This is a genomic window from Streptomyces winkii, assembly GCF_032248595.1.
GTDB lineage: Bacteria > Actinomycetota > Actinomycetes > Streptomycetales > Streptomycetaceae > Streptomyces > Streptomyces winkii.
Map to the genome: position 1 here is coordinate 36,215 of NZ_JASTTH010000013.1, position 24,206 is coordinate 60,420.

At 71.8% G+C, this 24,206-nt stretch carries 20 protein-coding genes; 12 read left to right on the forward strand and 8 right to left on the reverse strand.

Annotated features, from left to right (window positions below):
• Window positions 1–49 precede the first annotated feature (49 nt).
• The 11 genes from QQM67_RS29950 (at window position 50) to QQM67_RS30000 (ending at window position 15,943) form a co-directional block, all read left to right on the forward strand.
• Window positions 50–1,645 (forward strand): sodium:solute symporter family transporter, encoded by a 1,596-nt coding sequence (locus tag QQM67_RS29950; RefSeq protein ID WP_314178445.1) that lies wholly within the window; start codon window positions 50–52, stop codon window positions 1,643–1,645.
• Window positions 1,646–1,822: 177 nt separating this feature from the next.
• Window positions 1,823–3,772 carry a helix-turn-helix domain-containing protein gene (locus QQM67_RS29955; protein WP_314178447.1) on the forward strand — a complete coding sequence of 650 codons (1,950 nt, stop codon included), beginning with the start codon at window positions 1,823–1,825 and terminating at the stop codon, window positions 3,770–3,772.
• 277 nt (window positions 3,773–4,049) lie between these two features.
• The gene (locus QQM67_RS29960; protein WP_314178449.1) at window positions 4,050–5,324 is read left to right on the forward strand and encodes a hydroxymethylglutaryl-CoA reductase, degradative; all 1,275 of its coding nucleotides are present in this window, start codon (window positions 4,050–4,052) and stop codon (window positions 5,322–5,324) included.
• A gap of 49 nt (window positions 5,325–5,373) precedes the next feature.
• On the forward strand, window positions 5,374–7,428 hold the full coding sequence (locus QQM67_RS29965) for a hydantoinase/oxoprolinase family protein (RefSeq protein WP_314178451.1): 2,055 nt from the start codon (window positions 5,374–5,376) through the stop codon (window positions 7,426–7,428).
• Window positions 7,429–7,480: 52 nt separating this feature from the next.
• Window positions 7,481–9,661 carry a hydantoinase B/oxoprolinase family protein gene (locus tag QQM67_RS29970; protein WP_314178453.1) on the forward strand — a complete coding sequence of 727 codons (2,181 nt, stop codon included), beginning with the start codon at window positions 7,481–7,483 and terminating at the stop codon, window positions 9,659–9,661.
• Complete coding sequence (locus QQM67_RS29975; protein WP_314178455.1) at window positions 9,658–10,905, forward strand: CaiB/BaiF CoA transferase family protein; 1,248 nt, start codon at window positions 9,658–9,660, stop codon at window positions 10,903–10,905. Before QQM67_RS29970 ends, QQM67_RS29975 begins: the two co-directional genes overlap by 4 nt.
• Complete coding sequence (locus QQM67_RS29980) at window positions 10,906–11,703, forward strand: enoyl-CoA hydratase/isomerase family protein (RefSeq protein WP_314178456.1); 798 nt, start codon at window positions 10,906–10,908, stop codon at window positions 11,701–11,703.
• A gap of 79 nt (window positions 11,704–11,782) precedes the next feature.
• The gene (locus tag QQM67_RS29985) at window positions 11,783–12,736 is read left to right on the forward strand and encodes a hydroxymethylglutaryl-CoA lyase (RefSeq protein WP_314178458.1); all 954 of its coding nucleotides are present in this window, start codon (window positions 11,783–11,785) and stop codon (window positions 12,734–12,736) included.
• Window positions 12,737–12,853: 117 nt separating this feature from the next.
• Window positions 12,854–14,272: a PepSY-associated TM helix domain-containing protein gene (locus QQM67_RS29990; protein WP_314178459.1), complete on the forward strand. Its 1,419-nt coding sequence runs from the start codon at window positions 12,854–12,856 to the stop codon at window positions 14,270–14,272.
• Window positions 14,269–14,955 carry a DUF5134 domain-containing protein gene (locus QQM67_RS29995; RefSeq protein ID WP_314178461.1) on the forward strand — a complete coding sequence of 229 codons (687 nt, stop codon included), beginning with the start codon at window positions 14,269–14,271 and terminating at the stop codon, window positions 14,953–14,955. Before QQM67_RS29990 ends, QQM67_RS29995 begins: the two co-directional genes overlap by 4 nt.
• Before the next feature lie 226 nt (window positions 14,956–15,181).
• Entirely contained in the window at window positions 15,182–15,943 is a 762-nt protein-coding gene (locus QQM67_RS30000; protein ID WP_314178463.1) for a PE-PGRS family protein, read from the forward strand.
• Window positions 15,944–16,155: 212 nt separating this feature from the next.
• Here QQM67_RS30000 and QQM67_RS30005 read toward each other — a convergent pair whose 3' ends face one another.
• Window positions 16,156–16,416: a zf-HC2 domain-containing protein gene (locus tag QQM67_RS30005; RefSeq protein WP_314178465.1), complete on the reverse strand. Its 261-nt coding sequence runs from the start codon at window positions 16,414–16,416 to the stop codon at window positions 16,156–16,158.
• 49 nt (window positions 16,417–16,465) lie between these two features.
• On the opposite strand from QQM67_RS30005, the gene QQM67_RS30010 reads away from it, so the two are divergent.
• Entirely contained in the window at window positions 16,466–17,107 is a 642-nt protein-coding gene (locus QQM67_RS30010) for a sigma-70 family RNA polymerase sigma factor (protein ID WP_314178467.1), read from the forward strand.
• A gap of 129 nt (window positions 17,108–17,236) precedes the next feature.
• Here the strand turns inward: QQM67_RS30010 and QQM67_RS30015 are convergent, their stop codons facing one another.
• The 7 genes from QQM67_RS30015 to QQM67_RS30045 all read right to left on the reverse strand — a co-directional run bounded on the left by QQM67_RS30015 (window position 17,237) and on the right by QQM67_RS30045 (window position 24,204).
• A complete protein-coding gene (locus QQM67_RS30015) occupies window positions 17,237–17,746 on the reverse strand; it encodes a copper chaperone PCu(A)C (protein ID WP_314178469.1) in 510 nt (169 codons plus the stop codon).
• Window positions 17,743–20,013, reverse strand: a complete 2,271-nt coding sequence (locus tag QQM67_RS30020; RefSeq protein WP_399067968.1) for a heavy metal translocating P-type ATPase — start codon at window positions 20,011–20,013, stop codon at window positions 17,743–17,745. The genes QQM67_RS30015 and QQM67_RS30020 overlap by 4 nt, the downstream gene beginning before the upstream one ends.
• A 110-nt stretch (window positions 20,014–20,123) precedes the next feature.
• Window positions 20,124–20,390 (reverse strand): hypothetical protein, encoded by a 267-nt coding sequence (locus QQM67_RS30025; RefSeq protein WP_314178471.1) that lies wholly within the window; start codon window positions 20,388–20,390, stop codon window positions 20,124–20,126.
• Window positions 20,391–20,590: 200 nt separating this feature from the next.
• Window positions 20,591–21,937 (reverse strand): acetyl-CoA carboxylase biotin carboxylase subunit, encoded by a 1,347-nt coding sequence (locus QQM67_RS30030; protein ID WP_314178473.1) that lies wholly within the window; start codon window positions 21,935–21,937, stop codon window positions 20,591–20,593.
• A complete protein-coding gene (locus QQM67_RS30035; protein WP_314178474.1) occupies window positions 21,934–22,173 on the reverse strand; it encodes an acetyl-CoA carboxylase in 240 nt (79 codons plus the stop codon). The genes QQM67_RS30030 and QQM67_RS30035 overlap by 4 nt, the downstream gene beginning before the upstream one ends.
• Window positions 22,174–22,276: 103 nt before the next feature.
• Window positions 22,277–23,305, reverse strand: a complete 1,029-nt coding sequence (locus QQM67_RS30040) for a 5-oxoprolinase subunit C family protein (RefSeq protein ID WP_314178475.1) — start codon at window positions 23,303–23,305, stop codon at window positions 22,277–22,279.
• Window positions 23,302–24,204, reverse strand: a complete 903-nt coding sequence (locus QQM67_RS30045; RefSeq protein WP_314178477.1) for a 5-oxoprolinase subunit B family protein — start codon at window positions 24,202–24,204, stop codon at window positions 23,302–23,304. The genes QQM67_RS30040 and QQM67_RS30045 overlap by 4 nt, the downstream gene beginning before the upstream one ends.
• Between the last annotated feature and the right edge of the window lie 2 nt (window positions 24,205–24,206).

Consider the following 24,206-nt stretch of genomic DNA (forward strand, 5'->3'; position numbering starts at 1 on the left):
CCGGAGCGATCACGATGACCTCCCGCTCGCCGAACGGGCTGTTCGGCTCATGAACGACTTCCTCGAACCGCGCTTCCTCGCCGTGTGTTTATTCATGCTGTTCATCGCCGCGTGCTTGTTCCTGGCGATGTGGGTCAGCCCGGATCTGCGCCTCGGCGACGGATTCTTCCGCGAGGGCAAACAGCTCGGCACCGTTCCCACCGGCCTGGCCTTCGCCAGCGATCTCATGCCCACCGCGGCCGTGCTCTACCTGCTCGGCACCGTCGCCATCGGCGGTCTCGACGGAGTGATCATCTTCTGCTGCGCGGCCATGTCCCCCCTGCTGATGCGGAGTTGGCTGGCCGGCAGGCTGCCGGGGGCCAGAGGCAAGACCTTCGGCGAGATGGTCACCCGCCACTTGCCGCACGGGCCCGCCAAGCGCTGGGTGGGGATCGCGTGCCTGGTGGCCGTCGTGCCGCTGCTCATCGGGCAGCTCCAGCCGCTCAGCCATGCCGCCCAACTGATCGGGCTGAGCGATCCGTTCTCCCGGCGGGTCGTCGTCGTACTGGCCGGCGGGCTGATCCTCGCCTGCGCCACGATCGGCGCCGCCCGCGGCGCGACCATGCACCAGATCGGCACGGCCACCTCGTTCGTACTGATCGCCCCCGTCATGGCGGTCATGGTGCTCCTGCGCTTCGACGGTGACATCGGCGCCCTGCTGGAGACCGCCCAGCGGCAACAGGGAGCCACAGACGCGTACTTCAGCACCGGCGGCCTCTTCGGAGGGGGCATCGCCGGGCACCTGGATCTCCTCAGCTACGCCGGCTGCGTGCTGGTCGGAGCGGCCTTCCTGCCGCACATCGTCGTACGGCTTGCCCAGTCACCGGACGCGCGCAGCGCCCGGAAGGCGGCCGGTGTGGGGGCGGCCGCTCTGTGCTTCCTCGTCACCACGGCCATGTTCCTCGGCTTCGGCATAGGCGCCCTGGTCGGGCGCCAGGAGCTCGCCCGGGAGGGGCCGTTCGGCGGTGTGAACCTGGCACTGCTCGCCATGGCCCTGGACGGCAGCGAGACAGGCGACGTGGGCAAGCTCCTGTTCTTCATGATGTGCGCCATCTTCCTTACGATCCTCGCCTCGGCCTCCGTGCTGCTGCTGGCCGGAGCCGCGTCGATCGTGCACGACCTGAGCCGCGGCGGCAGCGCCGAGGTGGAGCTGAGCGCCCGCCGCGACACCGGGGCGGTGCGCGCGCGGCTGGCCATGGTGGGCCTGGGCGTCTTCGCCATCCTGGTCGCGACGCTGACGATCGATGTGAGCCCGCAGTTCTGGCTGGTCCTCACCTACACGGAGACGGTCTCGACGCTGCTGCCGCTGCTCGTGTTCAGCCTGGGCAAGCGGCCGGTCCCGGCGACCGGGATCAGGTACTGCGTCCTGATCACCACCGTGATCAACCTGGCCCTGATCTTCTTGTCGCCGTTGGTCTCGGGCACCACCCACGCGCTCTTCCCCAACGCCGACTGGAGCGTGTGGCCGCTGACCTCCCCGAGCCTTCTGAGCGTGCCGACCGGATTCCTGATCTGCGCGGCCTTCAGCCGGCGCGCACGGGGCGACGGGGGCGCGGCGGGCGCCAACGGGCACAGCCGGCCCGTATCCGCGTCGCTTCGCCGCTGAGATCGGCTCCGGCCGCGGCTGTCCCCCGCAGCCGCAATCGCGGTCGCGGTTCGCGGTCGGTGACATCGCGAGCCGGAGATCGTTCGAGCCGTCACTCACCGCGACCCTGCTGCCGCCCCGCGTACGGGTCGCGCACCGCTTCTTCTCCGGCCGCCGGGCGGGAGGCATTCTGTCGCCGTGACCAGGAACGTCGACGAGCAGGGCGGGGCTCTCCCGGTGGCGCAGGTGGCGGCGCTGCTGGACGCCGCGGTCGCCGAGGCCGAGGACGAGGCCGCCAAGGCGTACGAGGAGCTGAACGCCCGGCTCCCGGCGGAGCAAGCGGCGGATCTGGCGAACCGGGTCCGCAACCTCCGCTCGGTGCTGGGGCGTTGGCGACGCCGCGGACAGGAGCTGTCGGCGCTGTTCTCCAGCGCGCGCGAGCTCGCTGAGCTGCGGGACGCCGACGCGCTGCTGCACCGCCTCGTCGAACGCGCCCATGACCTGATGGGCACCGACGTCACGTACCTGTCCGAACTCCATGAGGACAGTGACGAGTTGCGGGTGCGCTCGACGCTGGGGGCGGTGGCCGAGTCCTTCCGCGAGCTGCGCGTTCCTCCCGGTATGGGGCTCGCGAGCAAGGTCGTGCGCACCCGGAGCCCGCAGTGGACGTCCGTCTACCAGGACAACCGGTCGATCCCGCACGAGGCCGGAATCGATGCCGCCGTGGCGGCGGAGGGGCTGGTGGCCCTGCTCGGCGTGCCGCTCGTGGCAGGGGACCGCGTCCTGGGCGTGCTGTTCGCGGCCGACCGCAGCGAGCACGAGTTCGTTCCCGAGGAGATAGCGCTGCTCAGCGCGTTCGCCGATCACGCGGCGGTCGTCCTTCAGACCGCGCGGCTGCTGGAGCAGGCGAACGTCGCCGCTCAGGACGCCGAGCGCGCCAACTCCGTACTGGCCGGCCACGTCACCGCCATGGAACGCGCCAGCGCCGTCCACGAGGACCTGACGGCCGTGGTGCTGCAAGGCGGCAGCGCCGGGGAGGTGGCAGGGACGCTCGGCACGTCACTGGGCCGCCCGGTGACGATCCTCGACAGGGAACTCGCGCCCGTGGCGAGGGAACCGGGCACCGGCGGGGTGCACTACTCCGGGACGGACGGAAGCTTGCTCTCCGCGGTACGTGAGGCGGTCGAGGCCAGCCGGCGGTCCGGACGGTGCGTCTTCGTCGACGGCGGGGCCCCGCTGCCGGAGGTCGCGGTGGCGGTCGTGGCCGCGGAGACCCTGCTGGGCGCGGTACTCGTGGGATACGGCGACCTCGAACTGCGCGAGGTCGACCAGCGCACCATCGAACGCGCAGCCCAGATCCTCGCCTTCGTGGCCGTGAAGCAGGAAGCGGTCGCCGCGGCCGAGGACCGCGTCCGCGGGGAGCTGGTCTCTGACATCCTGCGCGGCGACGCCTCGCGCCGGCAGGAGCTGCTGCTCAGGGCTCGAGCCCGCGAAGTGCGGCTGGAGGAGCTGCGGTCAGTGGTCGCCGTGAGCGTCGCCGCCGAGCGGCGCAGGGCCGCGTCCGAGGCGCTGAGGCGGGCGGTTCCGGGCGGTCTGGTCGGCGAACGCGACGGTGTGCTGGTGGTTCTCAGCCCCTGCCGGGAACCGGTGACCGCCGCACAGGAAGCGTGGCATGCGGTGCGCGGCGTCCAGCAGGAACCGGTGCTGGCCGTCGCCGGTCCGCCTGCCCGCTCCGCGGAGGCACTGGGGCGCTGCTTCGATTCCGCGCAGCGGTGCGTCCGGCTGCTGAGGAGCCTGGACACGGCGGACGGAACCGTGGACGCGCAGAGCTACGAGCCGTACATGGCGATGTTCGGGACGGGGGGAGCGGAGCTGGCCGGGTTCATCGAATCGACGCTCGGGCCCGTGCTGCGGTGGGACGAGAAGCACGGAACGCAGCTCTTCGAGACGTTGCACACCTTTGCCGACTCGTACGCGAGCCCGAGCCGCACGGCTCGGGCCCTCCACGTGCACATCAACACCGTCACGCAGCGGCTGGAGCGCATCAGCGTGCTGCTGGGAGCGGAGTGGCGTGCTCCGGAGCCGCTGTTCCGCGTCTCGGTGGCCGCCCGGCTGCACGCGCTCTCGCGCCGCGTGACGGCGGGATGAGGCCGGTCCGCGGAGGGCGTGGTCCGCAAGAGCGTGGGCCGCCGGACCGCGCGGCCCTCCGCAGGGCGCTGAACTCGTGGTTCTGCTGATCCTGCCGCTGGAATCACACGCGCCGAGGCGGCGAAGTATGTGTGAATCAACCGTGTTTTCGAGATCCCCGCCTCCATAGCGTTACTGCCAACCGAGGACGGCAGCGAGTCGCCGGAACGCTCCCTCGCCGCGCTGCGGCAGGTGCCGTGCAGCCCGGGAGGACGCCCGGGACGACGTGGAGGTATGAGTGGCTACGAAGAGCAGGATTCGCGGATTCCGGGACGAATCTCCGGCGGGCCGGCGGGCCTTGCTGGCCGAGACCACCGGCGTCCCGCTCGAATCCCTCGACGTGCTGGCCTCCGGCGGGCTCAGCGTCGAGCAGGCCGACCACATGATCGAGAACGTGGTCGGACTGCTCGGTGTGCCCGTGGGAGTGGCCACCGGTTTCACCGTCAACGGCACGGACGTGCTGGTCCCGATGGCCACGGAGGAGCCCTCCGTCGTCGCGGCGGCCAGTAACGCCGCACGCATCGCCCGCGAGCGGGGCGGCTTCCACACGTCCAGCTCGGAACCGGTCATGCAGGCGCAGGTCCAGGTGCTCGACGTGGCGGACCCCTACGGCGCACGACTGCGGCTGCTCGAAGCCGCCGGGGAACTGGTCCGCCTGGCCGACGAGCAGGACCCGATGCTCGTCTCCCTCGGCGGCGGAGTGCGGGAACTCTCGGTACACGTGGTCGACGCCCGCCCCGGGCGCTACATCGTCGTGCATCTGGCCGTGGACGTGCGTGACGCCATGGGCGCCAACGCGGTCAACACCATGGCGGAGGCGGTCGCGGACCGCGTCGGAGACATCGCGGGCGGCCGGACGCTGCTGCGCATCCTCACCAACAAGGCGGACCTTCGACTGGCGCGGGCACGGGCGGTGTTCGCCGCCGGCCCGCTCGGCGGTGCCGACGTCGTCCACGACATCGTGCACGCGGCCGCGCTGGCCGAAGCCGATCCCTACCGTGCGGCCACGCACAACAAGGGGATCATGAACGGGATCACGGCCGTGGTGCTGGCGACGGGCAACGACACCAGGGCCGTCGAGGCGGGCGCCCACTCCCACGCGGTCGGTGCCGGCGGACGCTACACCGCCCTGTCGCACTTCGAAGTGAACGGGGACGGCGACCTCGTCGGCACACTGGAACTCCCCATGCCGGTGGGCCTTGTCGGCGGCGCGACGAAGGTCCACCCGGCGGCCGCGGCGGCCGTACGCCTTCTCGGCGTGTCCACCGCACGCGAACTGGCCGAGACCGTCACGGCGGTCGGCCTGGCGCAGAACCTCGCCGCACTGCGCGCGCTGGCGACCGAGGGGATCCAGCGCGGCCACATGTCGCTGCACGCGCGCAACGTGGCGGTCGCCGCCGGAGCCGCCCCCGAAGAGATCCCCGAAGTGGTCGAGCGCCTGATCGGTGACGGAGCCGTACGAGCGGACCACGCCGCGCACGTACTCGCCGAACTCCGCGCACAGCACGCCTGAGGAACGGGCGCCACGGACACACCGCACCACACGTCAAAGGAGACGCGGAATGACACTGCATGTGGGCATCGACGTGGGGGGCACGTTCACCGACGCCGTCGCCGTGCACGACGGCCGGGCTCTGCGCGGCAAGGCCTTCTCCACCCCGGACGTCACGACGGGCATCCTCGACGCCCTCGCCGTTCTGGAAGAGCGGCTCGGAACGGCCGAGGGCGGCTTCTACCCGGAGATCGACCGATTCGTCCTGGGCAACACGATCGTCACCAACGCCGTCGACGAGCAGAAGTACTCGGCCGTCGGCCTGCTGACCACGCAGGGGTTCCGGGACACGCTACGCATCGCCCGCTCGGCGCGTGACGACGAGCGGGACCCGCACAGGATGGCTCCGCCGCCGGAGATCGTCCGCCGCAGCCGCATCGTCGAGGTCCCCGAACGCATCGACGCCCACGGCAACGTCCTCGTTCCGCTGAGCCCGCAGGCCCTGGCCGACGCCGTCGAGAAGGTCCTGGCGGCGGGGGCGGAGTCGCTCGCGGTGTGCCTGCTGTGGTCGTTCCGCAACCCGCAGCACGAGCAGGAGATCGGCAAGTACCTGGAGACGCACCACCCGGACCTGCCGTACACGTTGTCGAGTTCGCTGACGCCCGTCTACCGCGAGTACGAGCGGATGGTGACCACCACGCTGGACGCGGCCGTCAAGCCGATCGTGGCGCAGCACTTCGAGCATCTCGCCGCCGAGCTGGCCGGGCGGGGCCTGCGCACCCGTGTGCAGATCATGCAGGTGCACGGCGGCTTCCTGTCCGCGGAGGAGACCGGCAAGGCACCGATCGCCATGTTCAACTCCGGCCCCGTGGGCGGCGTCACGGGCGCCCGTCTGCTGGGTCAGCGCCTCGGGCGGCACCGGGTGCTCACCGCGGACATGGGCGGTACGAGCCTGGACGCGGCCGCGATCGTCGACGACGAGTTCCGTGTGCTGCCGCGGGCCGAGATCGGCGGCCTGCCGACGAGTCTCACCGCGGTGGACATCGAGACGATCGGAGCGGGCGGCGGAAGCCTCGCCTGGATCGACGGCCGGGGCGTGATGCGGGTCGGGCCGCACAGCGCCGGTTCGGTGCCGGGGCCCGCCTGCTACGGCAAGGGCGGCGAGCGGCCCGCCGTCACCGACGCCGCCCTGGTGATGGGTCTGCTCAACCCCGGCTACTACCTGGGCGGCACCGTGGACCTGTACGAGGACGAGGCGCGGGCCGCCGTGCTGCGGCATCTCGCCGAACCGCTGGGCCTGTCGGCGGACGCCGCCGCACACGGCGTGTACCGGCTGGCCGTGTCGCAGATGGCGAACGCCGTACGGAAGATCACCGTCAACAGGGGCCATGATCCCCGGGAGTTCACCCTCGTCGGCTTCGGCGGCGCGTGCGGGCTGTTCGCGGCTGCCATCGCCGCGGAGATCGGTGTCGGCGAGGTCGTCGTCCCGCGCAACGCGGCGGTCTTCTCCGCCTACGGCCTCATGCACGCCGACTCCGTCTTCTCCGCCGTGCAGACGACGCCGTGGACGTTCGGGGAGCCCGCCGCCGACCTGGAGAAGGAGTTCTCGTCGCTCCAGGCCCGCGCGCAGGAGTGGTTCGAGTCCGAGGGCATACCGGAGGAGCGGCGTGAGCTGTACCGCGAAGCGGACATGAAGTTCATGGGCCAGATCTTCGAGGTCACCACGCGGCTGCCCGGCAAGAGCTTCGGCGAGGAGGACAAGGACCTCCTCCGGCAGCGGTTCATCGAGGACTACGAGGCGGAGTTCGGCAGCGGCACGGCCTGGACCGAGGCCGAGGTCCTGCTCGTCAACTCCCGCGTCAAGGCGATCGGACGCACCGACGCGCAGCAGATCGCCGGCGATCCCGGCGACGGCGAGCAGTACGCGCACAGCACGCGGGAGTGCGTCGACCCCGTCACCGGGCGGCGCCGCCTCGTCGACGTGCACCGCGGATTCGGCGCCCTGGGCCGGGCCCACGGCCCTTGTCTGCTGGAAGAGCCCGACACCACCGTGTACGTGCCGGACGGAGCGGTCGTGGAAGTGGTCGACGGAGGCCACTTCGCGATCCGCCGGAACGGTGCGTGAGCCGATGCGGCCCCAGGTCCCGAGCCCGCCCGTTCACCCCGCGGAGACACACATGCCTGCGAACCACACATACGTACCTGAAGGGTATGACGCGGTCACTCTCGAAGTGATCCGGATGCGCCTGGACTCGATCGTCGAGGAGATGGGCAGCGCGATGATCCGGTCCTCGGGGTCACCGGTGATCACCGAGTCCGGCGATTTCAACACGGCCTTGTTCGACCCCGAGGGGAGGATCTACTCCTATTCGGACTTCGTCCAGTTCCATATCGGCTCCGGAAGCGTCGCGGTGCAGAACCTCGTCGCGGAGATCGAGGGCGAACCGCTGCACCCCGGGGACGCGTTCATCTGCAACGATCCCCACACCGCCGGCTCGGCCCACCCGCCGGACACCAACGTCATCTCGCCGGTCTTCCACGGGGACGAACTCATCGGCTGGGCCCAGTCGCAGGCACACCTGGTGGACGTCGGCGGCATGACACCGGGAGGCTTCGCACCGGGCGCCTACGACTGCTTCAGCGAGGCGCTGCGGCTGCCTCCGGGCGTGAAGGTCTTCGAGCGGGGCAGGCCCGTCGAGTGGGTGCGCCGCGTCCTGCTGAACAACGTCCGCGTCCCGACGCTGTTCTGGAACGACGTGCGCAGCCTGGTGGCCAGCAACAACACGGGCATCCGCCGACTGTGCGCGACCGTCGAGGAGTTCGGCCTCGACGCCTTCCGCGACTACACGAGGGTCAACTTCGAGATCGCGGAACGCGTGGTCCGCGAACGGATCGCCCTCCTCGCCGACGGCGTCTACGAGGCGGACGAGTGGACGGAGCACAACGGGCACGTCAACGACCTCTACCGGGTGCACTGCACGATGACGAAGTCGGGCGAGCAGATCACGCTGGACTTCACCGGGTCCAGTCCGCAGACCGACGGTTTCGTGAACCTCAGCTACGGAACGCTCGTGGGCAGCGTGGCCAGCGCGCTCGTGCCCATCCTGGCATGGGACGTGCCGTTCAACGAGGGCGTGATGGCGGCCTGCTCGGTGGTGGCCGAGAGCGGCTCCCTCGTCAACCCCGTACCGCCGGCGCCCATCAGCAACGGGCACCTCACCACGGGCGCCCGGGTCAGCCGGCTGGTCACCAAGCTGCTCAACGAGGCGGCGCGGGCCAGCCACGACGCACTCATCCGCGCCCGGTCGCAGGGCGTGTGGGCCGACTCGTGGACGGGGGGCATATCCGCGGGGACGCGCGACGACGGCGAGTACTTCGTGCTGTTCAACATGGACGGCGGCGGCATGGGCACCGGGGCGCAGCCCGTCGCCGACGGGCTCGACTGCGGCGGCATGATGACCCAGGTCAACAACGCCCTGCCGGACGTCGAGATGAACGAGATGCTCTACCCGGTGCTGTACCTGTGGAAGCGGCTCAACACCGCCAGCGCGGGCCACGGCGCTCACCGCGGCGGTCAGGGGCACGAGTTCGCGTGGCGGCTCTACGGCGCCCCGGAGGTCACCCAGACCGTCTTCGCTCCGACCGCGCAGGTGGTCGCCGACGGCTTCGGCGGCGGTTATCCCGGCGGTGGCAGCGGACACTCCGTGTGGCGCGGGACCAACGTCGGCGAGCTGCTCTCCCACGGGACCGTCCCGACCGAGGCGACGCTGACGGCGGACGGACGGGAGCTGCTGGAGATCAATCAGCAGGATGTGGCGATCGGTTCGGACGATGTGTTCATGCAGTGGGTCGCCGGAGGCGGCGGCTACGGAGACCCGCTGCTCCGCGACCCGGAACTGGTCGCCCGGGACGTTGCCGACGGGTACGTCCCGGTGGAGGTCGCCTCGCAGGTGTACGGAGTGGTGCTCGACGGCGACAGCGACAACGGAGGTCCCGACGCCGGGGCGACACGGCAGAGGCGTGCGGAGATACGCGCGGAACGCCTCGGCGGGCCACCGCCCGAACGGCCCGTGGCGGCGGAGGCCTCTCCCGAGAGCTCCGCACCACGCCGCGACGCCGACGGGTGGTACTGCCCCGCGAGCGGGGCCCGTCTGAGCACCGGCGACGACTGGCGGACGGACGTGCTCACCCGTACCGGCGTCGCGGCGGAGCGCCTCGCCGGCCTCGGCGTCCGGGTCCGGCCGCGGGAGAGCGAACCGGCCGTCCTGCTGGAGGAGTTGATCAGCCCGGCGTGCGGCACGCTCCTGGAGACCCGCGTCCGGGTCGCACCCCGCGGAACGGAGGCCGGGACACCATGACCACGCTCCACGAGCCCGCCGCTACGGAAGGGGCCCCGCGCGGCCCCCTTGCCGGAGTGGTCGTCCTCGACATCACACGCGTGGTGGCGGGCCCGTTCTGCTCGATGATCCTGGCCGATCTCGGCGCGACCGTCGTCAAGGTCGAGAGGCCGAGCGAGCCCGACTACGCGCGGGACTTCCCGCCCTTCCTGAAATCCCCCCACGGAGAACGGTTCAGCGCCTTCTTCGCCCAGTACAACCGCAACAAGCTCGGGCTCACCCTCGACCTTGCCGCCCCCGAGGGGAAGGAACTGCTCAAGCGACTCGCCACGCGCGCGGACGTGCTCGTGGAGAACTTCCGCCCCGGCACGATGGACAAGCTCGGCCTGGGCCACGCGGAGCTGCGCAAGGCCAACCCGAGGCTCGTCTACACGGCGATCTCCGGCTTCGGGCAGACCGGGCCGTACCGGGGGCGTCCCGCGTTCGACAACAGCGCACAGGCCGCCGGGGGGCTGTGGTCGATGAACGGCTTCCCGGACCGGCCGCCGGCGCGGGTCGGCACGATCATCGGCGATCTGGCGGCCACCATGTACGCCGTCATCGGGACCCTGGCCGCGCTCCGGCACGCCGAACGGACCGGCGAGGGCCAGCTCGTCGACGTCGCCCAGCAGGACTCCGTGCTGTCCCTGACCGAGAACGCCGTCGTCTCCTACACCGTGGACGGGACGACGGCCGGGCCGCTCGGCAACGCCCATCCCTTCGTGCGGCCGTACGAGCTCTACCCCTGCAAGGACGGATACGTGTTCTTCGGGGGCTACACCGACAAGTTCTGGCGGCTCACCTGTGCCCTGTTCGGCGAGCCCGGCCTTGCCGGCGACCCCGAGATCGACACGATGGCGAAGCGGTTCGACCCGGAGGTCTACGAGCGCCGCGTCCGGCCGCTGCTGCACCGGTGGATGGCCGAACGCACGCGCGCCGAACTGGAGGAGCTGGCGGGCGAACAGATTCCTCTCACGGCGATCAAGGACATCGGCGAAGTCGTCAACGACCCTCATATCAGAGAGCGGGACATGATCGTCGACGTCGAGTATCCGGACTTCGGCGGGCTGGAGATGTTCGGGCAGCCGATACATCTCGACGTCACGCCGGCCCGTCCGCGCGGGCTCGCTCCCCGGGCCGGGGAGCACACCGACGTGCTGCTGCGCGGGCTGGCCGACCTGTCCGAGGACGAGATCGCCGCTTTGCGCGCGTCCGGAGTGGTGTGAATGGGCATCACCCTGGAGCGCGAAGGACCCGTCGCGGTCGTCCGGTTCGACCGCCCGGACAAGCTCAACGCCCTGACGCTCGCCATGTACGACGAACTGGCGGCCGCTTTCGCCGAGGTCCGCGACGACGACGCGATCGCCGCCGCCGTGCTGACGGGCAGCGGCGACCGCGCCTTCTGCGTGGGAGCGGACCTGAACGAGTCCATCCCCGCCCTGGCGGAGGGGCGGTTCGACATCTCCCGCTGGGACGGCGCGCACCAGAAGCACACCGACCTCTTCAAGCCCGTTATCAGCGCCGTCAACGGCCTGTGTCTCGGCGGCGGTTTCGAGATCATGCTCTCCACGGACCTGCGGGTCGCCGCCGAGCACGCCGAGTTCCAGCTCCCCGAGCCGGGCGTCGGCCTCGTACCGGCCGGCGGCACCCTCGTCCGGCTGACCCGGCAGATCCCGTACGTGTGGGCGATGCGGCTGATGTTGCTCGCCGAGACCGTCACCGCTCAGCAAGCCCTCGAATACGGCCTGTTGAACGCCGTGGTGCCCGCGGGGGACGTACTGCCGACCGCGGTGGAGTGGGGCGAGCGCCTCTCGCGGCTGAGCGGAACCGCCGTCGCCACCGTCAAGGAGGCCGTGCTGCGGCTGGGCAACCTGCCCCCGGAGGAGGCGTTCCACAGCGAAGCCCTGTACGGGCAGCGGGCGTTCGCGTCGCCCGACGCCCGCGAAGGTCTGGCGGCCTTCCCGCTGCGCCGTCAGCCGGACTTCCCCTCGCGCCGCGCCGCGAAGGGCGACAAGGCGCCCTGACGCGAGATCCGCCGCCCCGGCTCTCCTTCCACACCGAGACCTCCGGCCGCGCCGACACCCGCCCCGACAGAGGAGCGACATGGATGCCCTGCCCACCGTCGTGCCCGAAAGCGGCCTGCCCGCCTCGGTGACGGTCTACGAAGTCGGGCCCAGAGACGGTCTCCAGGCCGAGAAGAGGATTCTCGACTCCGCGACCAAGGCCCGCCTGATCCACCGGCTGGGCGCCGCCGGACTCACCGTGATCGAGGCCACCAGTTTCGTCTCCCCGCGGTGGGTCCCCCAACTGGGAGACGCCGCCGAGGTGTTCGCACGCCTCGACCTCTCCCGCGGCATCAGGTACCCGGTGCTGGTGCCCAACCAGCGCGGACTGGAGCGGGCCGTGGCCGCCGGAGCCCGGGAGATCGCCGTCTTCGCCAGCGCCACCGAGACGTTCGCCCGGAACAACCTGAACCGCGGCGCGAAGGACGTGCTCGCCCTGCTCGAACCCGTTCTCGCCGAGGCGGCCCGTGCCGGCATGGCCGTGCGTGGCTACGTCTCCATGTGCTTCGGCGACCCATGGGAGGGACACGTCCCGTTCGGCCGCGTCGTCGACACCGTCGCATGGCTGCTCGACCACGGCTGCGGCCGGGTCTCACTCGGCGACACCATCGGGACGGGCACACCCGGCCACGTCCGGGGGCTCGTCGACGCCCTGGGCGCGGCAGGAGTGGAACCGTCGTCGCTGGCCGTCCACTTCCACGACACCTACGGGCAGGCGCTCGCCAACGTGCACGCGGCACTCCAGGCGGGCATCGAGGAGTTCGACAGCTCGGTGGGCGGCATCGGAGGCTGCCCGTTCGCCGGATCGGCCACCGGCAACCTCGCCACCGAGGATCTGGTGTGGATGCTCCACGGGCTCGGATACGACACCGGAATCGACCTGGCGTCTCTCGTACGTACGAGCTCGTGGATCTCGGATCACCTGCGGCGCCCCAACGCCTCCCGGGTCGCGACGGCGCTGAGCCGCACCGGCGCCGGGACGAGGGTGAGCTGACAGTCCGGTCCGGCCGGACTTTCCCCATGCACGCCCCGGAACTCCGCCGTGCCTCTCTCCGACTACCTGCTGGCACCCCACGCATCGGGGGCCGACGGGAGTACGGAGAGGAACACCATGAGCAGCACGGTCACTTCGCCGCGGGTGGAGGAGGCACCCTCCGGCCCCCCGGCGGCCGGCGCGGCGGACGCGAGGGCGGGGATACGGGCGCTGTTGCTGCGCCTGCACTTCTACGCCGGTGTCTTCATCGCTCTTTTCCTGCTCGTCGCGGCCGTGACCGGTCTTCTCTACACGGCGACTCCGCAGCTGGAAAGGGCGCTGTACCAGCACGAGTTGAAGGTGACTCCGCACGGCGAGCCGGACTCGCTGGCGGTTCAGGTGGCGGCGGCGAGGAAGGCCGTGCCGGACGGCAGCCTGGTCTCGGTGACGACCGGGCCCGGTGCCGGGGACAGCACGCGGGTCGTCTTCGAGGAGCCGGGGCTGGAGGAGGGGTACACGCGTACTGCCTTCGTCGATCCCTACGGCCACTCGGTGCTCGGCACGCTGGAGACGTTCGGGCAGTGGCTTCCGGCCCGCGCCTGGTTCGACGACCTGCACCGCAACCTTCACCTGGGCGAGTTCGGCCGCAACTACAGTGAGATCGCGGCGAGTTGGCTGTGGGTGGAGGCCGGCGGCGGGCTCGTGCTGTGGACCGGGATCCGCCGCTCGCGCCGGAGGCTGCGCCGCACTCTGCTGCCGGAGCAGTCGGCGCCCGCCGGGCGGCGGCGGGTGCGGTCGTGGCACGGCGCGGTCGGTCTGTGGGCGGCGGCGGGCCTGCTGGGGCTGTCGGCGACGGGGCTGACGTGGTCGGCGTACGCGGGCGCCAACATCACGCAGTTGCGGGAGCAGTTGAACAGCCCGACGCCGGCGGTCGGGGCGACCGTTCCGCACGCCGACGGCCCCGGAAGGCCGGGCGCCCGTGACATCGGCTTCGACGGCGCCGTCCGTGTGGCGCGGGAGGCGGGGCTCGGCGGCGTTCTGGAGATCACGCCCCCTGCCGGCAGCGGCACTGCGTACGTCGTGAAGGAGAACACGCGTTCCTGGCCGGAGCGGCAGGACTCCGTCGCGGTGGCCCCGGACTCCGGGAAGATCACCGCGACGCTTCGCTTCGACGACTACCCCCTGCTGGCGAAGCTCTCCCGCTGGGGCGTGGACGCCCACATGGGCCTGCTGTTCGGCCTGGTCAACCAGATCGTGCTGGCTCTTCTCGCCCTCGCGCTGATCGGAATGATCTTCTGGGGATACCGGATGTGGTGGCTGCGGCGGCCCACCCGCGGTGCCGCTTCCGCTGGACGGCTGCCACGTCCCGGGCGTGCTCCGGCGCCAGGCGCCTGGCGCCGCATCCCGGGGCGGGTGCTGGCTCCGGCCGTCGTGGCGACCGCGCTGGTGGCGTACTGGCTCCCGTGGTTCGGCATTCCGCTGCTGCTGTTCCTGGCCGTGGATCTGCTGACGGGCCGGGTGCGCCGGAGCCGGGAGCCGAAGGAGGTGGGCGTGTGATCTCCGCGCCCGGTCTTCGCTGGATACTCACCGCCGCACTGGCGACCCTCGCTCTCCACGCCCTGTGGCGGGCCCTGCGATCCTCCCGCCCGGCGAGCGGAGTCTCGCACCTGCTGCACGCCACCATGGCGGTGGCGATGGCCGTGATGTGCTGGCCGCGTGGCATGCATCTGGCGGCGCTTCCGCAGGTGGTCTTCTTCGTGGCGGCCGCGCTCTGGTACCCCGTGGCGGCTGCCGCGGGCGGACCGAAAAGCACCGGCCCGTCGGTGAACACTCGCCCGTCCCGTTCCCGGAGGGTCCTCGCCGCCCTGCCGCACACCGCGGTCATGGCCGGGATGGCCTGGATGCTGCACGCGATGGACACGTCGATGGGAGGTTCCCATCAGGCTTCCGGCTCCATGGGGCACGGCGCGGCGGGCGGCCATCACGGTGCGGCGTCAGGCGACTTGGCGACGATGTCGCTGCACGGCACCGCCCAGCAGACCGTCGCGTGGATCCTGGGCGCCGCCTTCCTGGCGCTGTCGCTGTGGTGGCTGGCCCGGGGGTTCGATGCCGCACGCGGTCGGGTGCCGGTCGCGGTGGGTCCCGCCACGGACCGCGCCGAAGGACGAGCGCCCGGCGACCTTCTGTGCCACGGCGTGATGGCGCTGGTGATGGCCGTCATGTTCGTACTCGTCACCTGAGCTGCCGGGGACGGGACCGGGAGGTCTCCCCCGGTCCCGTCCCCGGCGATCGGCCTTCATGGCAAGGGCGTTGTGAGTGCGGGGCACCTCATGCACGGAACGCGGCACGCACGGAACGGAACTCCTCGACGGCACACGCCCTTGCGTTCGCAGTTTCTGTCCGGAAGTGAGTGCTTTTCGGCCTCCCGTTCTCGGCCCGCTGAGCAGGTGCGACGATGAGCGGACCATGCATGTGGGAAGCGTCCTCAGAGTGCTGCGCGCCGGAGCGTTCGCGGCCGTCTGTGTGATGCTCGCGGCACTGGGACATGCGATGACGTCCGGGAGTACGGTGCCGGGCTGGATGCTCGCCGTCGGCTGGGCCGGTACGGCAGGCGTCGCCTGGTTCCTGACGGGCACGGAGCGCGGGCCCCTGCTGGTCGGCGCTCTGACCGTATTCACACAGATCTTCCTGCACACGGCGTTCTCGCTGGGCCAGGCCGCCGTGGCTTCGGCGGCCGCTCCACCGGCGCATGGCCACGGCGCCGCGCACCCGGCGGGCCATGCCGCCGCCGCATCCCACGGGGCGCACGAGACGCACGGCATGGGCGGCATGGGCGGGTCGATGTCCGGCCACGCCCACCACCTGCACACGCAGATGCATCACGGGATGACGGGACACGCGCCCGCTGGAGCCGCGGGTTCGGGTGCGGACGCTCCCCTCGCCCTCCACGGCGGGCACAGCGACTCCTCGGGGATGCTCGCCGCCCACATCCTCGTGGCGCTCCTCAGCGCCTGGTGGATGTGGGGCGGCGAGCGGGCCGTCTTCCAGCTTCTGCGCGCGGCGTCCGCGCGGCTCTTCGCGCCGCTCGTCTTCGATCCCGAGCCCTCCCTGCCGGCCCCGATTCCCGTACTGCGGCTGGAGCGTTCGGGGCAGCGGCACGCGCCGCGGCAGCTGTTCCTGAGTCACGTCATCTGGCTGAGAGGTCCGCCGGCCGGCCTCGCTGTCTGACGACAGCACGGCCGTAAGCCCCAGCCGGCGCCGCCTGTACGCGGGTGCCGGCGTACCGGGACCGTTCACCGGCCGGCCGGACACCGGCGGCCGGATCACGCGAAGGACCTCAGATGACGACCCCTGTGCGCACGCGGGCGCCCGGAGATCCCGGCGCTCCGCCAGGCACGACACAGAAACCGATCCGGAAACCGGTCCGGAAACCGGTCCGGTCAGCAGGCCCGCCGGCCCGAACTCCCCGTGGCGGGGCCGGAATCGCCGGAGCCCGCCTGCGAATCGTCCTCCACGGGCCCCGCGCCGCCCGCGACTTCGCCGGCGACGGCTCCGTGCAGACGGAGCGCCTTGGCCTCCCACGCACGGCAGTCGGCGCATCCCGCGAGGTGCTCCCGCAGCCGTCGCTCGGTGACGCCGGGAGGCAGGTCCTCCTCGTCGAGCCGGGCGGAGAGCGCGGTGCGGGCGCGGGAGCAGAGCATGTGCCCATCCTCTCCGATCCACGTGAACGGCGGGGAGGGGAGCAACGCGATGGCTGACGACGCGGAGACGACGGCGTGGGCGCTGGCCGCCCGCGCCGGAGACGAAGAGGCCGCGCACCGGTTCGTACGGGCGACGCAGCTCGACGTGCGCCGGTTCGTGACGCACCTCAGCGGCGACGCCCAGGCGGCGGACGACCTGGTCCAGGAGACCTATCTGCGCGCGCTGCGGAGTCTGCCGGGGTTCGAGGGCAGGTCCTCGGCCCGTACATGGCTGCTCACCATCGCGAGGCGGGCCGTGGCCGACCGGATCCGGGCCAGTTCGTGCCGTCCCCGGCTCTCGGGGTCGGACGACTGGCAGGCGGCGGTCGAGAAGGCGCAGCCGCACGGTCTGCCCGGCTTCGAGGAGGGTGTGGCGCTGAGCGAGCTGCTGGCCGTCATCGACGGCCGGCGGCGCGAGGCGTTCGTCCTCACCCAACTCCTCGGGCTCTCCTACGCGCAGGCGGCGGCGGTGATCGGCTGCCCGCTGGGGACGGTGCGCTCCCGGGTCGCCCGGGCGCGCGAGAGCCTGATCTCGTTGCTGGAGGAGGCTGAGCGGGACCGCCCGGCCGAGGACGGCGCCGTCACGTCCGGGACCGGACAGTACACGGAACCGGGTGACCGTCAGGTCGCCCTGGCGGGCTCGGCGGCGTGACGGGAGGCGGCGGTCCTTGAACGCGCTCGTACGCGCTCAGGGGCCGCCGCCTCTGCTCCTCTCTCTGCTGCTCCTCCCGCTCCTGCCGCGAACCCGCGGTCAGTTCACGTCAGTTCACGGCACTTCACGTCAGTTCACCTCTGAGGGACGGACGGCGACGGCCTGGACCCTGATGGGCGGCAGGTCGTCGAAGTGGAGCGTGAAGCGGACGCGCTCGCCCGGCGTGACCCTCGGCGCGGGCGTGACCATGACGTTCAGCGCGTACGGCGACATCCGCAGAGTGCTGTGCGGGCGCACGGAGATGTACGGCACCATCGTCATCGTCCGGGCTCCCCCGCTCGTGGTGACGTTCCGGCTGAGCATGGTGCGGTTCCCCTGCGCGGCAGTGACGCCGGTCAGCCGTTCGCTCACCTCGCCGGTGTTGCGGACGGTGAAGAAGGCGGAGGTCGCGCCCTCCCGAAGTGGCGTGAAGATGCGGCCGGTTGAGACCTCCAGCCCGCGGGGCTGCCCTGCATGGCCCGCCGTCGTCCACGCCGTCAGCCCCGCCAGGGCAGCCAGACAGGTCACGATCGGAACGGCGGCGGACCGCAGCGAATCCACGAGGGCCCGTGCCGCTCCGGTACCGGAAGGTGCGCTCATGTCGCCTCCTGGAAGCCGGAATTGAGCCTGGACGCAGTACGAGCGTGGCTCGCGGGTGCGGGGCTCCAGGTCCGCAGCCGCAGGCTGTTGCCGACGACGAGCAGCGAACTCGCGGACATCGCGGCGGCGGCGATCATCGGATTGAGCAGCCCGACGGCGGCCAGCGGCACGGTGACGAGGTTGTAGCCGAACGCCCACAGCAGGTTGGTACGGATGGTGCCGAGGGTCTGCCGCGCCAAGTGCACCGCGTCGGGCAGCGATTGGACGTCCTCGCGGGTCAGGGTGACGTCCGCGGCGCCGATGGCCGCGTCGGCGCCGCCGCTCATGGCGATGCCGAGGTCCGCCTCGGCGAGGGCCGCGGCGTCGTTGACTCCGTCTCCGACCACGGCGACCCTGCCGCCGTCCTCCTTCAACTGCCGCACCAGCGCCGCCTTGTCCTCCGGCCGGACCGCCGAGTGCACGTCCGTGATGCCGAGTTGCCCGGCGACGGCACGCGCGGTGGCCTCGGTGTCCCCCGTGGCCAGGACCGGATCGATTCCGAGACGGCGCAGTCGGTCCACGGCGCGGTAGGCGTCGCTGCGCAGCGCGTCCCCGAGGCGGATGACGCTGTCGGGGACGTCGTCGACGGTGACGAGCACCGCGGTACGGCCCTCCTCTTCGGCTGTCCGTACGGCGTCACGGAGCGGACGGGGAAGGTCGTCCGCGTCGACGGGCCGGCCGACCGTCACCAGGTGCCCCTCGACGTCGGCCTGGACGCCCTGGCCGGGAACGTCCGTGAAGCCGGTTGCAGGCGCGAGTGGTCGCGCATCCTCCAGACCGGCCGCGTGGGCGGTGATCGCGGCGGCCAGCGGATGCGCCGAGGCTCGCTCGGCCGAGGCCGCCAGGCGCAGGGACTCCGAGGCGTCCGAGCCGTCGGCGGTGGTGACGCCGAGGACGCTCATGCGTCCGGTGGTCAGCGTGCCCGTTTTGTCGAGCACCACGGTGTCGATGCGGCGCAGGGACTCCAGCGCCCGTGGTCCGCTGACGAGGATGCCCAGCCCTGCGCCGCGGCCGGTGGCTGCCAGCAGGGCCGTGGGCGTGGCCAGGCCGAGGGCGCACGGGCATGCCACGACGAGTACGGCGACCGCTGCCGTGACGGCGGACTGCGCTGCGGCGCCGGCGCCGAGCCAGAAGCCGAGAACGGTGACGGAGACCGTCAGCACCGCGGGAACGAAGACGGCCGCGATGGCGTCGGCCAGGCGCTGCACCGTCGTCTTGCCGGTCTGGGCGTCCTCCACGAGGCGTGTGATGCGGGCGAGTCGGGTGTCGGCGCCGACGACGCTCGCCCGTACCTGAAGCAGCCCGCCGGAGTTGAGGGCACCGCCCACGACGCGGGTGCCCGGCCCGGCCTCGACGGGACGGCTCTCCCCGGTGATCAGGGACAGGTCGAGGGCGGAATTCCCTTCGACGACCGTTCCGTCGGTGGCCACCCGCTCCCCCGGCCTGACCAGGAACCGGTCGCCGACCTGGAGTTCGCCGATCGGGATGCGCCGCTCCTCGCCGTCCACTCGTACGAGGACGTCCTTGGCGGCCAGTTCGGCGAGCGAGGTCAGTGCCGACCCGGTACGGCGCCGGGCCCGGCCCTCCAGCGTGCGGCCCGTGAGCACGAACAGCGGGACGGCGACGGCCGCTTCCAGATAGATGTGAGCCGTGCCGCCGGGCGCCGGCAGCAGCGAGAAGGGCATCGTCATCCCGGGCACGCCCGCCCCGCCGCCGAAGAGGGCGTAGCAGGACCAGGAGAAGGAGGCGGCGACTCCGAGGGAGACGAGCGTGTCCATGGTGGTCTCGCCGTGCCGCAGCCCGCGCAGCGCACGGCGGTGGAAGGGCCAGGCGCTCCACGTCGCGACGGGTGCCGCCAACGTCAGGCACAGCCACTGCCAGTTGCGGAACTGCCAGGCGGGAACCATCGACAGCGCCAGGACGGGCGCGGACAGGGCCAGCGTGACCATCAGCCGCTGCCATGCCTGCTCCTTCGTCTCCTCACCCGGAGCGGCCCCGGCGGCCGGAGTGCCGGCCGGCGGTGCGCTGTCGGCAGCCGGCGGTGGAGCGGGTTCCGGAAGGCTCGCGGTGAAGCCCGCCCCCTCCACGGTGCTGATCAGCTTCTCCACGGGGAGGGCGGCGGGGTGGTCGATCCGGGCCCGTCCGGTGGCGAGGTTGACCGTCGCCGTGACGCCCTCCAGCCGGTTCAGCTTCTTCTCGACGCGGCCCACGCACGCCGCGCACGTCATCCCGCCGACGAGCAACACGCTTCCGGCGGGCGGGGATTCGTCCGGGACGGTGCCCTTCGGACTGTCGCGGGCGGGTTCCTGGGGTGAGGCCACGCCGGGCTTGCCCTTCGTCACCGTCCTGCCCCCTGCGGGGCGGGAAGCCCCAGGCCGTGCGTGCCGCGCATCTCTTCGTGCCCGCCCGGCTCCGAACCGCCGCTGCCGCCGTGGACGGGCCGCATTCCGGGTGCCACCGGCCCGGCGGAGCTGCCGGCCGCGTACGAGAGCGCGAACAGCATCGCCAGCAGCAGGACGAATCCCGCCACGGACGGTGCGGGCAGCCACCGCCGGAACGGTGCGGCGGCAGCCCGCCCGTCGTCGTCAGGGGCGAGGTCGGTCATGCGCGCTCCAGCACTCGGGAATCGACGTAGGGGCCGCGGACACCGATGCCCCTGCCGGTGCCTCCCCGGCGGCACCGCCATGAGCGGCCCTGTCTGTTCCCTCAGCCAGTCGGGTGCGCAGCACCGCTGGTTCCGAGCGACTTGTGTGGTCTGGCTCACGTGGAACCCGGAAGCTCAACCCCGCTGAACGGCACGGCGGTTCAGCCGCTCAGCCATTCCTCCAGCCACCCCGTGTGCACGGCGTTGCCGCGCATGTCCTCGCTCGCCAGCAGCCGCGAGTGCAGGGTGGCCGTGCTCGGCAGCGGAGCGATCCGGAGTTCGGCGAGGGCCTGCCGGGCGCGCGCCAGGGCCTGTTCGCGGTCGGCGCCCGTGCAGATCAGCTTTGCGATCATGGAGTCGTAGAAGGGGCTGATGCGGTCCCCGGCCGTGAAGCCGGTGTCCACGCGCACTCCGGGACCGCCCGGCAGGTCGAACCGCTCCAGCTCGCCGGGCGCCGGCATGAAGGAGTTGTCCGGGTCCTCGGAGTTGATGCGCAGTTCGACGGCGGCGCCTCGCAGCGCGATGTCTTCCTGGGACACGGACAGCGGCTCTCCGGCCGCGATCCTCAACTGCTCGGCGACCAGGTCGAGTCCGGTGACGCACTCGGTGACCGGGTGCTCGACCTGGATGCGGGTGTTCATCTCCATGAAGTAGAAGGAGCCGTCCTCTTCGAGCAGGAACTCCACGGTGCCGGCGCCGCGATAGCCGACGTGCGAGGCGAGCCGTACCGCCTCGGCGGTGATCGCGGACCGTGTCTCCGGCGCGAGCCCGGAGGCCGGCGCCTCCTCGATCAGCTTCTGCCGGCGGCGCTGCACGGAGCAGTCGCGCTCGTACGCGTGCACGACGTTGCCGTGGCCGTCGGCCAGTATCTGCACCTCTATGTGGCGGGCACGCCCGATGAGGCGCTCCAGGTAGACCGAGCCGTCTCCGAAGGCGGCCGAGGCCTCGGCCCTGGCCGTGGGCAGCACCTCCTTGAGCTCTTCCGGGCCGTGCACGGGCCGTATGCCGCGGCCCCCGCCACCCGCGGCCGCCTTGACGAGCAGCGGGTAGCCGATCTCCCCGGCCGCCGCCCTCGCCTCGTCGACGCCGCCGACCGGCTCGCTGCCCGGGACCACGGGCACCCCGGCCTCCCGCGCCGTGTGCCGGGCCCGCGCCTTGTCGCCCATGGTCTCGATCACCTCGGGCGGCGCGCCCACGAACACCAGCCCCGCGGCGCGCACTCGGTGGGCGAAGCCGGCGTTCTCGGAGAGGAAGCCGTATCCGGGGTGCACGGCGTCGGCGCCGCTCTCCGCGGCCCCGCGCAGCACGGCCTCCGCGTCGAGGTACGACTTGGCCGCCGGCGAACCTCCCAGGTGCACGGCCTGGTCGGCGAGGCGCACCCACCGCGCGTCCGCGTCGGCGTCGGAGTATCCGGCGACGGCCTCGATTCCCGACTCGTGGCAGGCCCTCACGATGCGGAGTGCGATCTCGCCGCGGTTCGCGACGAAGACCTTCCGAAGTGGACTCATCCGGCGTCCACTTCGGCGATCTCCTGCCCCATCGAGACCTCGTCGCCGTCGTCCAGCAGGAAGCCGACGACGGTGCCGGCCGACTCGGCCCGTACCTGATTGAAGGTCTTCATCACCTCGATGAGGGCGATGGTCTGGCCCTCCTCGATACGGGACCCCACCTCGGCGTACGGCTCCGCGTCAGGCGACGGGCGCCGGTAGAAGACGCCGGGCATGGTGGCCTTGATCGTTCCCATCGGTCTCTCCTTCTCGCTTCTTCCGGCCGGCCGGAGGCCGAGTACGTCACGGGGGCACGTCACAGGGGCACGAGCGGACAACTCCCCACCGCCGTACGCCTCTTCAGCCGAGCACCTCGTCCCGGACGCGGTCGAGCCGGCGCCGCCGCTCGCGCCGCGCCGCCAGCGCCGCCTCCAGGCCGACGGACTCGAAGGACACGCGGTCGCCGGTCTTCGCCTGCGCGATGCGGTCCCGGTCGACCGAGATCACCGTGCCGATCGTGGCGTAACCGCCGCCCGTGACGGCGTCGTTGAGCAGCACGATGGGCTCGTCGCCGCCGGGCACCTGTACGGATCCCACGGGGTAGCCGAGGTCGACCACGTTGGCGGGATCGCTGCCCGCGCCGAAGGGCTGCTCCCGCTCGACGAAGTCGAGGGAGCCGCCGCGCAGCCGGTAGCCGACGCGGTCGGCGTCAGGGGTGACCTTCCACTCCGTCTCCAGGAACGACCGGGCGGCGCCCTCCGTCAGCCTGTAGGAGCACAGCCCCACGACCGTCCGCAGCGGTGTGACCGCCGGGAACTCGGGCCGCAACTCCTCGGCCACGGCCGCTCCTTCGCGCACTCCACCCGTGCCGGACGGGGTGCCCGCACCCCGGCCGCCGCTCCCCAGCGGCAGCCGGTCGCCCTCGGCCAGCTTGCGTCCCTCGTGCCCGCCCAGCCCGGTCAACGTGTACGTGGAACGCGAGCCGAGGTACACCGGCACGTCCACGCCGCCGCTGATCGCGACGTACAGCCGCGCGCCGGCGCCGATCATCTCAAAGGAGAGGACGTCGCCCGCCCTTACGCCGAAGGCCCGCCAGGCCTCCACCCGCTCCCCGTTCCGGCTCACCGGCGCCTCGGCTCCGGTCACGGCCACCAGCCGGTCGTCGGTGAACTCCAGCCGCGGCCCGATGTACGTGGCCTCCAGCGCCGACTCCGTCTCCGCGTTGCCGACGAGGAGGTTGGCCGCGCGGTACGAGAACTGGTCCATGGCCCCGGAGGGCGGCATGCCGATGTCGTAGTGACCGTTGCGCCCGGAGTCCTGCACGGTCGTGTACAGGCCGGGAGAGTGCACGATCAGCTCGCCCTTCGTCGCGCCCGTCGCTTCGCTCACCGGTACAGCACCTCCAGCAGTTCGTTGGTGACGCCGTCGGGGTCGGAGAGGAAGTCGGCCGGACGGAAGTCGTACTCGCGGATCCGGTAGCGGAACGTCCCGGTCTCCACTTCCCCCCGCACCTGGTCGAATTCGGCCTGGTCGATGGAGCGGTAGCGGAGGATGTCGCCGGGACGCGGGAAGACGAGGCTCGACCTGAAGTCCGGCAGCGTCTGCGTACCGTCGAAGACCGGCGCCGGCGCCATGCCGAACAGCTGGTAGCCGCCGGCGCCGCGCACCGGGTAGACCACGGCGAAGGCGCCGCCGTAGCCGAAGGCCCGCTCGGGGGTGTCCGTGCGCGGGCGCACGTACTTGGGCACCTCGATCTGCCGGTCGCGGGGCACCATCTGGTAGCAGAACGGCAGGCCCGGCACGAATCCGAGCATCGTCACGATGTACGGCGCCCCGGAGAGCGCGTCGATCAGCGCCTCCTTGCCCGAGAAGCCGTTGATCCGCGCCGCGTACTCCAGGTCCGTCGCGTCGGGGTCCTGGTGCCGGTCGCGGAAGCGCATCAGCGTCTCGTGCGTCCACGGATCGTCGTACAGCACCGGCACGTCCACGACGCGTGTCGGCAGGACCAGGTCGGACGTCAGCTCGGTGGCCGAGTCCTCCAGCGCCCGCAGCTCCCGCACCAGTTCGGCCGGGTGCAGCAGGTCCGGGTCGACGCGGACCATGTACGAGGCGTTGGACGGGCAGATGTCCACCACGCCGTCCAGGGCGCGCTCCCGCAGCGCGTTCGTGATCGTCATGGCCTTGAAGTTCGCCTCCAGGCTCATGGCCTCGTCGATCTCGACGAAGACGAACTCGTCGGCGCCGTGCTCATAGCGCGCCGGTGGCAGTGTCAGAGCCGTGCGTACCACGC